General features: G+C 65.0%; 10 protein-coding genes and 1 riboswitch. Of the genes, 4 read left to right on the top strand and 6 right to left on the bottom strand.

From position 1 onward, the window contains the following. Positions 1 to 232: 232 nt before the first annotated feature. Positions 233 to 1,507, bottom strand: coding sequence for a DUF3443 domain-containing protein (locus tag FQ755_RS20395; protein ID WP_144156598.1), 1,275 nt, complete (start codon positions 1,505 to 1,507; stop codon positions 233 to 235). A 12-nt stretch (positions 1,508 to 1,519) separates the two neighbouring features. Further along, positions 1,520 to 1,996, bottom strand: coding sequence for a DUF2844 domain-containing protein (locus FQ755_RS20390; protein ID WP_144156597.1), 477 nt, complete (start codon positions 1,994 to 1,996; stop codon positions 1,520 to 1,522). A 441-nt stretch (positions 1,997 to 2,437) separates the two neighbouring features. Between FQ755_RS20390 and bamC the strand changes: the two genes are divergently transcribed. Both bamC and FQ755_RS37540 read left to right on the top strand, forming a co-directional pair. Next, a complete protein-coding gene (bamC, locus tag FQ755_RS20385) occupies positions 2,438 to 3,673 on the top strand; it encodes an outer membrane protein assembly factor BamC (RefSeq protein WP_144156596.1) in 1,236 nt (411 codons plus the stop codon). Between the two features lie 255 nt (positions 3,674 to 3,928). Beyond that, positions 3,929 to 4,075: a hypothetical protein gene (locus FQ755_RS37540; RefSeq protein WP_186308609.1), complete on the top strand. Its 147-nt coding sequence runs from the start codon at positions 3,929 to 3,931 to the stop codon at positions 4,073 to 4,075. Positions 4,076 to 4,521: 446 nt separating this feature from the next. Here the strand turns inward: FQ755_RS37540 and FQ755_RS20380 are convergent, their stop codons facing one another. From FQ755_RS20380 to thiC, 4 genes are all read right to left on the bottom strand, one after another. Beyond that, entirely contained in the window at positions 4,522 to 5,457 is a 936-nt protein-coding gene (locus FQ755_RS20380; protein ID WP_144156595.1) for a DMT family transporter, read from the bottom strand. A gap of 337 nt (positions 5,458 to 5,794) precedes the next feature. Next, the gene (locus tag FQ755_RS20375; RefSeq protein WP_144156594.1) at positions 5,795 to 7,393 is read right to left on the bottom strand and encodes an L-lactate permease; all 1,599 of its coding nucleotides are present in this window, start codon (positions 7,391 to 7,393) and stop codon (positions 5,795 to 5,797) included. A gap of 475 nt (positions 7,394 to 7,868) precedes the next feature. Next, complete coding sequence (locus FQ755_RS37535) at positions 7,869 to 8,420, bottom strand: hypothetical protein (RefSeq protein ID WP_186308608.1); 552 nt, start codon at positions 8,418 to 8,420, stop codon at positions 7,869 to 7,871. Positions 8,421 to 8,630: 210 nt separating this feature from the next. Beyond that, positions 8,631 to 10,562 carry a phosphomethylpyrimidine synthase ThiC gene (gene thiC / locus FQ755_RS20370; RefSeq protein ID WP_144156593.1) on the bottom strand — a complete coding sequence of 644 codons (1,932 nt, stop codon included), beginning with the start codon at positions 10,560 to 10,562 and terminating at the stop codon, positions 8,631 to 8,633. A gap of 85 nt (positions 10,563 to 10,647) precedes the next feature. Beyond that, a riboswitch (TPP riboswitch) is annotated at positions 10,648 to 10,766 on the bottom strand. Positions 10,767 to 10,841: 75 nt separating this feature from the next. On the opposite strand from thiC, the gene FQ755_RS20365 reads away from it, so the two are divergent. Beyond that, positions 10,842 to 11,030: a hypothetical protein gene (locus FQ755_RS20365; protein ID WP_144156592.1), complete on the top strand. Its 189-nt coding sequence runs from the start codon at positions 10,842 to 10,844 to the stop codon at positions 11,028 to 11,030. 175 nt (positions 11,031 to 11,205) lie between these two features. Further along, on the top strand, positions 11,206 to 12,141 hold the full coding sequence (locus FQ755_RS20360) for an EamA family transporter (RefSeq protein ID WP_144156591.1): 936 nt from the start codon (positions 11,206 to 11,208) through the stop codon (positions 12,139 to 12,141). The last annotated feature ends 18 nt before the right edge of the window (positions 12,142 to 12,159 follow it).

Below are 12,159 nucleotides of genomic sequence, written 5' to 3'. Positions count from 1 at the left end.
CCCGCCGCCCTTGGCGCAGATGCCGGCGCGCTCGAGTATCGCCCAACGCGAACGGGCTCAGGAACACATCCCATCCGTCGACGCGCGCCAGATAATCCTTGTACTGATTAACGCCCTGACAACGCGATGCTGAAATCGCGCTCGGGAATCTGACCGGGCCCGAGCGGCGACCGGGCAGGCTTCAGCCTTCCGGCGCCGAAGCGAGCGGAAGGCGAAGCGAAGTGCTTGACGCTCAGAACGCGTAGTACGGACCGTTGCCCGCCGAGGTCAGGCGCGCCTCGATTGCGGTGTAAATGCGCCGGCCGTAGAAAAACGGCAGGCCCCAGCCGAAGCTGCTGCCGGTGACGCCGGCGAGATTGTCGAAGGCGTTATTCGTGGTGGCGAGAAGCGTCGTCGCATTGCCGACCGAATAGGCGACGGTGGAGGCTGTGCCGTCGATTCCGGCGATGCTCGCCGTGGCCGATACCGGCGTGGCCGGGCAGTACCACAGGCCGCATTGGGACAGGCCGGCATTGGCGATGAACAGCGCATTCGAGCCGCTGTCCAGATAGCTTTGCGAGTAGGTCTGGCCGCCGCTGACCGTGCTCACGTAGCCGCTCGCGGCGTTGGCCCGCAGCACCGTGGCGCCGCCCAGTACGTTGTTGGCCTGGGTGCCGATGCCGAAAATCAGCGACCCCGTGACCGACGCCGCGCCACCGGCGGCGATCGCCGGCAGGTCGATGACGACGCCGTTGTTGTCGAGCGGGAAGGCGCCCACCGGATTCGTCACCTGCTGGGCGAGCGGCTGCGTGCTTCCCTGGCAGGCGCCGCCTGCCGTGCAACTGTAGTACCAGCGCGGCAGAGCCGAATTGACGCAGCCGCCGCCGCAGTCCGCCGAGAACAGGCCGACGCCGAGGATGCCGTTGCTGCGCAAGGTCGCGTTGGTCTGCATGGCGAGGCCCGAACCGGCGCAGTCGGTCGGCACGGTGGGGACGCTGGGGTCGGCGATCAACTGGATGGGCAGCGACGCGGCAAGCTGGCCAGCCATGCGCACATCCGCGCTGCGCACCGCTCCCCAGGTATAGCCGCCGCCAAACACGGCGCACTCGCCGGCCGTGCCGCTGCCGGACGGTAATGCCGCCAGTTGCAGGCTGGCCGGCACGGCCGAGGCCAGCACGCGCAGGCCCTGCGAGCCGGTGTCGACCTGAATGTTGTCGATGGTCGCGCAGTTGCTGGTGCCGGGCGTGCAGATCGTGACGCTCGTGGTCAGCATATTGCGGGTCTGGCCGGGCGCCGTGGTGACGGCGATCGGCTGGACATTCGGCGTGCTGGATTGGGGAACCGTCGCCGGCGTGCTGGCGGCCGGCGCGCTAGCCGGGCCGGAGGGCGCCGCCGGTGCGGAGGCTGGGGCGGGCGAGCCGATGGAAGCGGTGGATCCGGAACCGCCTCCACCGCCGCCGCCACATGCGGCGAGGAAGCTGGCCAGCGAGCTGCAAAGCAGGAGCAGGAAGATCGTGCGGGTTGGCATGATGGGGCTCCTTCAGGGCAGATCGGCGGAAGTGACGCCGGCGGGCAGCGCGGCCGGCAGCCAGGCGCGGCCCACGTAGCTGCGCATCTGGCCGCCCGACTCGACGATCACGTCGGACTGGGCGACGCGCGACTCGTGCAGGTCCTGGCTCGCGGCGGTGGCCGCCGCGCCGGTCCGGTAGGAGGCGTTGTAGGCGCCGAGCAATGCCGGCAGGTCGGGCATGGTCGGCCCCTGCCAGGTGTAGGCGAAGATCTGGCCGGTGCTCGACGCGTATTCGTGGATCGTCGTGCCGCCCGCGTCGACCTGGGTGCGCATCTGCACCGCGCCGTTGAGCAGCGCGACCGGCGCGGCGTTGGCGGACCCCGCCACGGCGGCGGTGGTGTCGCCGAGCGCCGCGCGGGCGTCGGTTGCGGGAAGTGACAGGGTCAGCGTCGCCGACAACGCGACGCCTCCAAAAACAGACAGGGGGATGCTCCTCGGAATCTTCATGGCCGACCTCTTCGTTCTTTTCGGGATGACCAATTCAAGATATCACTCAGGTTTCCTGATCAATGCTGGCGGGGTAGAACGGCCTTTTTTGGAATATCAAAAAGAACGGTAGCTGGGTCTGGAATTACCTTTCAAAACAATGACATGGTGTCCCCGTCAGGATGATCTGACATTGATGTGGGGAATGTTGTGAAATGTTAAATCGTGTCCGCGCCACGCACTGCTTGAATGTTTTTGACGCAGGTTTTCTTGCAGGAACGGGACGGTTTCAGCGCGTCCTCAAGCCCTGTGCCGAGGCTTCAAACCGAGGGCTAAACGCGACCCGGCGACCTCATAAAGTGGCCGTCAAACCGGCTTTTTGCACATGAGCGTCCGGGATCGGTAAAATAACGGGTTGATCCACGGAAACTTGCCGTGGCGTAGCGGAAGGATTCCCTGAACATGACTGATCTTCGTCTTACCAAGCGGTATGCAGTATTGCTGATGGCAGGCGGGCTGGTCGCCGGCTGCGGTACCTCGTCGCCGACCCAGATTGACTACAAGAGCGACTCCAAATCCAAGCAGGTTTCACTGGCCGTGCCGCCGAACCTGATCGAGGAGACGGCCGATCAGCGTTCGCTTCCGCCCCAGGGCGGTGAGACCTCGTTGTCCACCCTCAAGCAGGTGCAGGCACAGGCGCCGGTTTCGGACCTCACCGTGGTCCCGGCAGTGCAGGGCATGCATATCCAGCGCGACGGCACCGAGAGCTGGCTGGTGATCGACGGCAAGACGCCGGATCAGGCCTGGGCGCAGATTCGCCGTTTCTGGCAGGAACAGGGCTTCCTGCTGGTGGTGGACCAGCGCGACAAGGGCGTCATGGAGACGGACTGGAACGAAACCCACGCGTCGATCAACGACGGCCTGATCCGCGACACGCTGTCGAAGGCGATGGGCAATTCCTACGTGGCGTCGGAACGCAACAAGTACCGCACCCGCCTCGAAGCGGCGCCGAACGGCGGCACCTACGTGTTCATCAGCCAGAAGGGCATGCGCGAAGCCCTCACCGGCACCAACAACGACTCCAGCACCTGGCAGCCCAAGCCGAATGATCCGGGCCTCGAGACGGAATACCTGAAGCGCCTGATGGCATCGCTGGCCGCGGCCGATTCGCGTGCCGCCGCCACCAGCACGCAGAGCACGGCACTGTCGCCGGCCGGCACGCAGTCGGCGCCGGGCGCGGGGGCGAATTCCGCCGCCGCGAGGGCAGCGGCTGAAAACGTCGCCATGTCGACCCAGCCGGCCACGCCGGATCAGCAGGGGGCGGCAGCCGCGACGTCGACCACCACGGCGCAGTACACGGCCACGGAACTCACGCTCGGCGAGCCGTATGACCGCGCCTGGCTGCGCGTGGGCCTCGCGCTCGACCGCAGCAACTTCACGGTCGACGGCCGCGACCGCACGCTCGGCCTGTACGCGATCCGCTACGTGGATCCGAAAGACATGACTTCGGCTGAGCAGGGCTTCTGGAGCCAGGTGATCCACGGTAAGACCGAAAAGGTCGCCAAGAAGTATCTCGTCAACGTGCGGGCGGTGACGCCGGATCAGACCCGCGTCGCGGTGGTGGACGAAAAGGGCAATGTCGACACCTCGGCGCCCGCCAAGGAAATCATGAGCCTCGTGGTCGATCAGTTGCGCTGATCCGCTGTCCGGTTCTTGTAAAAACCCGCCTGGGATGTTTTCAGGCGGGTTTTTTTATGCCCGGCGAAAAGAGGGGCGCCGGAGGGGCTGCAAACGGCCGCAGGCTCGCTGTAGGAAGTCCTAGTCCTTGAGATGGGGCTTCGGACCCGGGCCAGCGTCACCTACGAAGCAGGCCTGAGCGTCGTCACCGTCGATGGCAATGCGCTTCGCATGGAGTTTGCTTGTCTGGGCAAACCATGACCAAGGAGACCAGCCATGTTCGACGTCATTCCCTACTGGATGTGGGCAGCGAGCCTGCTCGTTCTCGCGCTCGTGTGCGGCGCGGCGCTGTCGTCGCAGGACTCAGGACGCGCGCCCCTGCGTGCGCGCCATCCGGCGCCGCGTCGCCGCTGGTTGCGCTGATGAGCCGGGCGCGGCCCCTGTCCCCTGTGTGGGGGCCGCGCGTAACGTGACGTTACGGCGTAACGCATCGCCTCCCACCTTGTCATTCAACCTGAAGTCTGAGAAATAAATATAAAAATCAAAGACTTATATCTGTGTGACAGACGGGTTTCAGGTTGGCACGCAAGCTGCTTTTATTACCTCATGGGGACCGATGCCCGCGTCGCAGCCGGCTGGTAAGGCTGCGACACACACACGGCAGGCCCGTCCCGCAACACGATGATTTCAAGCGCCGGCGCAGCAACGAACCGGTGCTTTGCCCGATGACGGCCTGCGCGCGTGACGCGCGGCCCCAGTGGCCCCGTCGCCTATCCTCGTAGGGCGACGGTTTCGCCCGCGCTCCAATGGAGCGCGGGCTATTTTTTTGGGCGCATGGCCGTCAACGCAAGGATCCGGCGCGCGGCGCTTCAGGTGTCGGCGCGGGTCGGCCGCCGTGGGCCGGACCACGGAATCCGTTTGACCACCCCAACCGCGAGCGCGGTGCCGATCAGGATCACCACGCAGCCTTCGAGCATGCCCGGCGAGACGCTTTCGCCGAGGAACAGCGCGCCCCACAAAATGCCGAAGATGGGGATCACGAACGTCACCGTGATGGCGCGCGCCGGGCCGATGGTGGCGATCAGATGGAAGTACAGCATGTAGGCGATGCCCGTGCAGGCGACGCCCAGCGCGAGCAACGCGCCCCACGCATGCAGCGAAATAGGCGTGGCGGGCCAGTAGATCACCGCCGGCACGATCAGGACGAGCGTGGCGCCGAGCATGGTGCCGGTGGCGACAGTAAGCGCATCGACGCCGGTCAGGTGCCGCTTCGTGTAGTTGGCGGCCACGCCGTAGAGCAGCGTCGCGCCGAGCGCGGCGACGGCGGCCAGCGCGGCGCTCAGGGGCGTGGCGCTGCCGGCATGGGGCGCGGCGATCTGATCCCAGACGAGCAGCGAGACGCCGAGGAAGCCGATCACGAGGCCCGCGCTGCGCAGCGCGCTCAGGCGATCCTTGAGCCACAGGTAGGCGACCAGCGCGCCCCACAGCGGCGCGCTCGCGTTGATCACCGAGGTGACCCCCGCCGACAGCGTCAATTCCGCGTAGGCAAACAGGCAGAACGGCGCCGCCGAGTTCAGGATGCCGACCACCAGCAGCGGCAGCGCACGGCTGCGCAGGATCGCGAGCGATTGGCGTACCGGGCGCCGCGCGAACAGCACGATTGCGAGAAACAGCGCGCCGATGCCGACGCGCAGCGCCATCAACGGCGCGACTCCGAAGTCGGTCACGCCGATGCGGATAAACAGGAACGATGCGCCCCATAGGGCGGCAAGCACGAGAAGCTGAAAGATGTTTTTGGAATTCATGAAGAGCACGCCGCGCGCGGTTGAGTCGAGACGCCAGGAAATGGTAGCAGCGGGATGTCGCGAATATTTCAGGATGGAATGAAACAGCAAGATCGCCTTGCTAGGGCAGATTCTTCCGGCTCAAGCGTAGGGCGCGCGGCGACTGCCGTAAAACGATCAATTCTCACGGCTATGTGAGAAAAATTGACAGAGACGCGGGTACGGGCCAACCGATAAGGCAAAGGCCGGGCAAGCCAAGAAGGCGAAAAAAAGCACGCCCGCAGGCGTGCTCCTTTTTTTGACCTAAACGACCGCAAGCAAGCAGGCAGGCGGTCGCCGGGTCGGCTTCAGATCCCCGTCAGTGCGGAATCATCCATTGCAGGAAGTTCTGCTGCAGCCATACGAGAATCCCGAGCACGATCGTCAGAACCAGCGAGTGCTTGAAGGTTTTCGCGAACACGACGCCTTCCTTGCCTTTCAGCTCGGTGGTGGCGACGCCCGTCGAGATGTTCTGCGGCGAGATCATCTTGCCCATCACGCCGCCCGACGAGTTGGTCGCCGCCATCAGAACCGGATTCAGGGTCAGCTGATTGGCCGCCACCACCTGCAGGTTGCCGAACAGGGCGTTGCCCGAGGTGTCGCTGCCGGACAGGAACACCGCGATCCAGCCGAGGAAGGCCGATACCAGCGGGAAGAAGGCTCCCACCGACGCCACACCGAGACCCAGCGTGTAGGTCAGGCCCGAGTAGTTCATCAGATAGGCCAGCCCGACGATGGTGGCCACCGTCAGAATGGCGATGCGCGTCTGCACCCAGGTATCGACGATGGCCGCGCCGAATTCACGCAGCGAAATGCGCACGAGAAAGGCGGTGATGATGGCCGCGACCAGAATGGCCGTGCCCGTGGCGAGCGGCTGGAAGTCCCAGATGGCGCCGTAAGGCGTGTGGTAGAGCGTGATGTAGACGGCCTTGTCGAGACCCGGCCACGGCACCTTGACGTCGCCGATGGTGAATACCTTGGCGACGGTCCAGATGATCACGACCGCCGAAACGATGATCCACGGATACCAGCCCTGCGCCCCGCTGATCTTGCCGCGCACTTCGCCGATGCGGTCGATGTTGACCGCGAACTTCGGATCCGGCGCCGGTTTCCAGACCTTCAGGAACGACACCGTCACGATCAGCGAGACCAGCGACGAGAGCACGTCGGTCAGGCTGTAGTTGACGTAGTTCGACGCCACGAACTGGGTGGCCGCGAAGCTGCCGCCGGCGACGAACAGCACCGGCCAGATGCGCAGCATATTGCGAAAGCCCGCGTACACGGCGATCACGTAGAACGGCAGCAGGAAGGCGAAGAACGGCAACTGGCGGCCGACCATCTTGGCGAGCGAATCGGCCGGCAGGTGCGTGACCGCGGCCAGCACGGTGATCGGCACGCCGAGCGCGCCGAAGGCGACCGGCGCGGTATCGAAGATCAGCGTGAAGGTGAGGGCTTCGAGCGTCGGGAAGCCGAGCAGGATCAGCAGCGAGCTGGTGATGGCGACCGGCGTGCCGAAACCGGAGATGCCCTCAAGCAGTGCGCCGAACGAAAAGCCGATCACGACGAGCACGATGCGCCGGTCGTTCGGCAGATTGTCGATCATCCACATGCGGAACGCCGCGAAGCGCCCCGAGCGCTGCGCGATGTTGTACAGCAGGATCGCGGCGACCACGATCCACATGATCGGCCAGAGCGCGAACACCGCGCCCGCGACCACGGTGTTCAGGGCGAGTCCGACCGGAAACTGCCAGCCGAAGATCGCCACCAGCAGCCCGACGATCAGTCCGGCGAGCGAGGCCTGCCAGGCGGGACGCCGGGCCCAGCCGAGCAGCACCAGCACGACCAGGATCGGCAGCGCGGCAACCAGAAACGACGGCAATAGCGAATTGCCGATGGGGGTCAACAGTTGGTGAAACATCACGTCTCCTTCTTTGTTGTTCGTGTCGGCGCGACCGGTTGCGTTTTGCGTGACGCGTCAGATGATCAGGACGGATGGCGGTGTCGCTGCGTGTGGGTACAGCACCGTATCGCGTATTTAAACAGATAGTGCACATACCGTTTGCAGCATAGAGCCCGCGCTGGCGCAGTCAAGACGGGAAACTACGGGAGTGAGGTCAAACCGCGACGCAAATGGCGGCCAGGTGACGGTCCGCTGACGCGCAGGTGGCGCGCGCATGGCGCGGCAGTCAGGGCGACTATTAATGCAGGAGTTAATGCAGGAATGGGGAGAAGCGCAAGGCGATGGCGGCGCGACCGTGGAGATCGCCGGCGACATGGTGGTGCGGCGCTCCGGCGGTGCGGCGTCGCGGTCGGGAGGGTGGCCTGGATCACTCGCAGACCGCCTGCCGCCATCTATCGTCGGGTACTAAAGCAAAAAGTTAATTGCGAAAACCTCAGTGCCAGTGACCGCCGCCGCCATGCCAGCCGCCACCCCAGCCGCCGTGCCAACCACCGCCCCAGCAGCAACCGCCGCCCCAGAACCCGGCAAAGCCGACCGAGACCGACGGGCCGTAGTAAGCGGGATAGCCGTAACCATAACCGTAGCCGTAGTAGGCCGGATAGGCCGCAGGGTACGCGGGATAGTAAGCCGGATAAGTGGCGGGATAGACCGGATAGGCCGATGAATAAGCCGGTGCGGCAGCCGGAGCCGGCGCATAACTCTGCTGGGTGGGCGCATACGATGCGGACGCCGACGGCACCACGTAAGACCCCGAAGCCGTCACCGATGGCGGCGGCGGAGCCGGAATCCGGCTGTGGTCATTCAACGCCGGCTCCGGTTCGCCGCTTGCCGTGACCGGCACCGCGTTTTGCGTGGCCGGACCCTGCCCGGTGGGGTAGTAGCCGTTCGCGCCATACGGATAGTAGCCGTAAGGGTAATAGCAGCCTGCAAGGGCGAGCACCGCAGCCGCGGCGGCGAGGCGGCTGGTAGCCGAAATAAAACGCATGACATGCTCCTGACGTCCGGATGCCGCGACGGTTGATGTGAATGGTGCGCAAGCCGGGTGCCCGAAACCGCCCCCGGCATGCGCAAAACGGCATCATCTTCCCAGCTGATCTTGCTAGCTTACGCCGAGCCGTCGCGGGTCAGGTTGCAAAGTCGTTACCGTGTATTTCAGCAAGGCCGGCCGTCTGCCTGCCGGTCCGCCTCCCGGCGATTACTGCCGCTGATAGATCTCGGCGCCCTTCTTCATGAACTCGATCGACTTTACTTCCATGCCTTTCTTCAAGGCTTCGTCGTCGGTGACGCCTTGCTGGGCGGCGAACTCGCGCACGTCCTGGGTGATCTTCATCGAACAGAAGTGCGGGCCGCACATCGAGCAGAAGTGCGCGACCTTGGCCGAGTCCTTCGGCAGCGTTTCGTCGTGGAATTCGCGCGCCTTGTCCGGGTCGAGACCGAGGTTGAACTGGTCCTCCCAGCGGAACTCGAAGCGTGCTTTCGACAGCGCGTTGTCGCGCACCTGCGCGCCCGGGTGGCCCTTCGCCAGATCCGCCGCGTGGGCCGCGAGCTTGTAGGTGATGATGCCGGTCTTGACGTCGTCCTTGTTCGGCAGGCCCAGGTGTTCCTTCGGCGTCACGTAGCAGAGCATCGCCGTGCCGAACCAGCCGATCATCGCCGCGCCAATGCCTGACGTGATGTGGTCGTAGCCGGGGGCGATGTCGGTGGTCAACGGTCCGAGCGTGTAGAACGGCGCTTCGTCGCACCATTCCAGTTGCAGGTCCATGTTTTCCTTGATCAGTTGCATCGGCACGTGGCCGGGGCCTTCGATCATCGTCTGCACGTCGTGTTTCCACGCGATTTGCGTGAGCTCGCCGAGCGTCTTCAGTTCGCCGAGCTGCGCTTCGTCGTTGGCGTCGTAGATCGAGCCGGGACGCAGGCCGTCGCCAAGCGAGAAGGCCACGTCATAGGCCTTCATGATTTCGCAGATGTCCTCGAAGTGCTCGTACAGGAAACTTTCCTTGTGATGCGCGAGACACCACTTCGCCATGATCGAGCCGCCGCGCGAGACGATGCCCGTCATGCGCTTGGCCGTGAGCGGCACGTATTGCAGACGCACGCCCGCGTGGATCGTGAAGTAATCGACGCCTTGTTCGGCCTGCTCGATCAACGTGTCGCGGAAAATTTCCCAGGTCAGGTCTTCGGCCTTGCCGTTGACCTTTTCCAGCGCCTGGTAAATCGGCACCGTGCCGATCGGCACCGGCGAATTGCGGATGATCCACTCGCGCGTTTCGTGGATATGCTTGCCGGTGGAGAGATCCATCACCGTGTCGCCGCCCCAGCGGATCGCCCACGTCATCTTGTCGACTTCTTCGCCAATGGAAGACGTCACCGCCGAGTTGCCGATGTTCGCATTCACCTTCACGAGGAAGTTACGGCCGATGATCATCGGCTCGCTTTCCGGGTGATTGATGTTGTTCGGGATGATCGCGCGGCCGCGGGCCACTTCGTCGCGCACGAATTCCGGCGTGATTTCGGTGAGACCGTTCGGACCGAAGGCGCTCGCGCCGAATGCCTGGCCCGGATGCTGACGGCCCATCATCGCGGCGAGCTTTTCGCCGTTCGGTCCGCTCGTCTTGAGCGATTCCAGATACGCGGCGCGCTGCTGGTTTTCGCGGATCGCGATGTACTCCATTTCCGGCGTGATGATGCCTTTGCGCGCGTAGTGCATCTGCGAAACGTTGGCGCCGGCCTTGGCGCGGCGCGGCGTGCGATGCAGACCCTGGAAGCGCAGATCGGCGGTGGCCGTGTCGGCGGCGCGTTCGCGGCTGAAGTCGCTCGACAGGCCGCTCAGCGCTTCGGTGTCGCCGCGCTCTTCGATCCAGGCCTGGCGCAACGCCGGCAGGCCGGCGCGAATGTCGATGGTGGCGTCGGGATCGGAATACGGACCCGACGTATCGTAGACAAACACCGGCGGATTCTTTTCGCCGCCGAAGCTGTCCGGTGTATCCGACTGGCTGATTTCGCGCATCGGCACGCGGATGTCGTCGCGCGAGCCGGTGACGTAGATCTTGCGGGAATTCGGCAGCGGGGCGACGGCGGCCGCATCGACATGAGCGTCGGCGGAAAGGAATTTTGGATTGGCGTTCATGCTTCTCTCCTAATGTGGGGAAAAGCTAAAGCGGAAGACGAGATGGAAGTTGTCGGAATTCGCTAGAGGATGAGGCGGTGCTGCGTGGCGAATTCCGTACGCTTCCCTGCGCTGGCATTATCCAGATCAGGTTCAAAGGGTATTTCTCACCCACGCAGCACGGACCTCCACCCCCCGTGCGACGCAGGACCCCCGCGTTAGCAGCGCACACGATACACCGGCCACGCGGTGCTTGGCAACCTGTCTCAAAATGAGAGCAAGGCGCAGCCGGCGCGGGCGATGATCATTTCCATTGGCCTGATTGCTGGGCGGGGCGCCGGGCTGATTGCCGGTCTGGTTGCCAGGCGGATACACAATTTACGATTCTTTCACGGCCGCCGCGCGGCATTCCTGCATAATGCTCGCGGTGCGCTGAACGGTCGGCGCACCGGCATGGGCGCCGGCTTGCGCGGTGCTGCATCGGCGTGACGGCCCGGGCGCCCCGATGGCCTTGAATTTGCCGTCCTTCGTCTTTCTTCCTGTTCTACCGCCATGTCTTTCAGCCTTGCCCGCCAGGCCGCATCCCCGATGCGGCACCCGCCCTCCGGCCTGAGGGTCCGCAGCGGGGGCGCGGCGCCCCGATCGGCAGGGGCGGCCTGAACGCATGTCATCGCCATTCCGCTTCCCTCGTCGCTTTCCCGACAGCTTTCCTCTGCGCCTGCCGCAATCGCGCAATGGCCGGATCGCGCTCGCGCTGGGCGTCGTCTATCTCGTGTGGGGTTCCACCTATCTGGCCGTGCACGTGGCGCTCGGCTCGTTCCCGCCGCTCTTGATGTCCGGTTTGCGCAACCTGTTTGCCGGCGTGGGACTGTTCGTATTTGCCGCGCGCCGCGCTCCGGTCTGGCCGAGCGCCGCCGAAATCCGCAACGCGGGTCTCGTCGGCACGATGCTGGTCGGCTTGTCGAGCGGCATGCTGGCCTATGGGATGCGCACCGTCGGCACCGGCACCGCCGCCGTGATGGTGGCCACCGTGCCGCTATTTGCCACCGTGATCGCGGCGGTCGCGGGGCGCAAGATCGGGCGTGGCGAATGGTTCGCGGTGGGCCTTGGTCTGGTCGGGATTGTGATTCTGAGCCACGGCAGCGGGGCGAGCGGTTCGGCCGGCGGCAGCCTCGCGATTCTGTGCGGCGCGCTGTTCTGGGCCGGCGGCGCTCATCTTGCCGGGCGCCTGAAGCTGCCGTCGGACCTGTTTCTTTCCACCGCGTTGCAGATTGGTCTGGGCGGCGCCATCTCGACGGTGGTCGCCTGGGTCTCGGGCGAGCGCATGGCTGAGATGCACGTCCTGCCGGTGCTGGCGTTTCTCTATCTGATGCTGGTCGGCACCATGGCCGCGTATGTCGCGTATGGCTATCTGATCCGCCATACCAGCCCGATCATCGCCAGCAGTTGCATGTACGTGAATCCGGTGGTGGCGGTCGCGCTCGGCGCGCTGCTGCTCGGCGAACCGGTGACGAGCGCGACGGTGATTGCGACGGTCGTGATTCTGGCGAGCGTCGGCTTGTCGTTCTGGTTCGACTATCGGCGGCGCGGCCTCGCCTGAGAGCCGCGCCGTTCGCCG

This window comes from Paraburkholderia sp. BCC1885 (genome assembly GCF_900996235.1).
GTDB lineage: Bacteria > Pseudomonadota > Gammaproteobacteria > Burkholderiales > Burkholderiaceae > Paraburkholderia.
The sequence above is the reverse complement of the archived record's forward strand: the minus strand, read 5'-3'. Positions and strand labels throughout refer to the sequence as shown.

Bases quoted from the DNA above. Each gene is read 5' to 3' on its own strand.
- FQ755_RS20365 (WP_144156592.1), top strand. From the start codon at position 10,842: ATGATCATTTCCATTGGCCTGATTGCTGGGCGGGGCGCCGGGCTGATT.
- thiC (WP_144156593.1), bottom strand. From the start codon at position 10,562: ATGAACGCCAATCCAAAATTCCTTTCCGCCGACGCTCATGTCGATGCG.
- FQ755_RS20390 (WP_144156597.1), bottom strand. From the start codon at position 1,996: ATGAAGATTCCGAGGAGCATCCCCCTGTCTGTTTTTGGAGGCGTCGCG.
- bamC (WP_144156596.1), top strand. From the start codon at position 2,438: ATGACTGATCTTCGTCTTACCAAGCGGTATGCAGTATTGCTGATGGCA.
- FQ755_RS20395 (WP_144156598.1), bottom strand. From the start codon at position 1,507: ATGCCAACCCGCACGATCTTCCTGCTCCTGCTTTGCAGCTCGCTGGCC.
- FQ755_RS37540 (WP_186308609.1), top strand. From the start codon at position 3,929: ATGTTCGACGTCATTCCCTACTGGATGTGGGCAGCGAGCCTGCTCGTT.
- FQ755_RS20375 (WP_144156594.1), bottom strand. From the start codon at position 7,393: ATGTTTCACCAACTGTTGACCCCCATCGGCAATTCGCTATTGCCGTCG.
- FQ755_RS20360 (WP_144156591.1), top strand. From the start codon at position 11,206: ATGTCATCGCCATTCCGCTTCCCTCGTCGCTTTCCCGACAGCTTTCCT.
- FQ755_RS20380 (WP_144156595.1), bottom strand. From the start codon at position 5,457: ATGAATTCCAAAAACATCTTTCAGCTTCTCGTGCTTGCCGCCCTATGG.
- FQ755_RS37535 (WP_186308608.1), bottom strand. From the start codon at position 8,420: ATGCGTTTTATTTCGGCTACCAGCCGCCTCGCCGCCGCGGCTGCGGTG.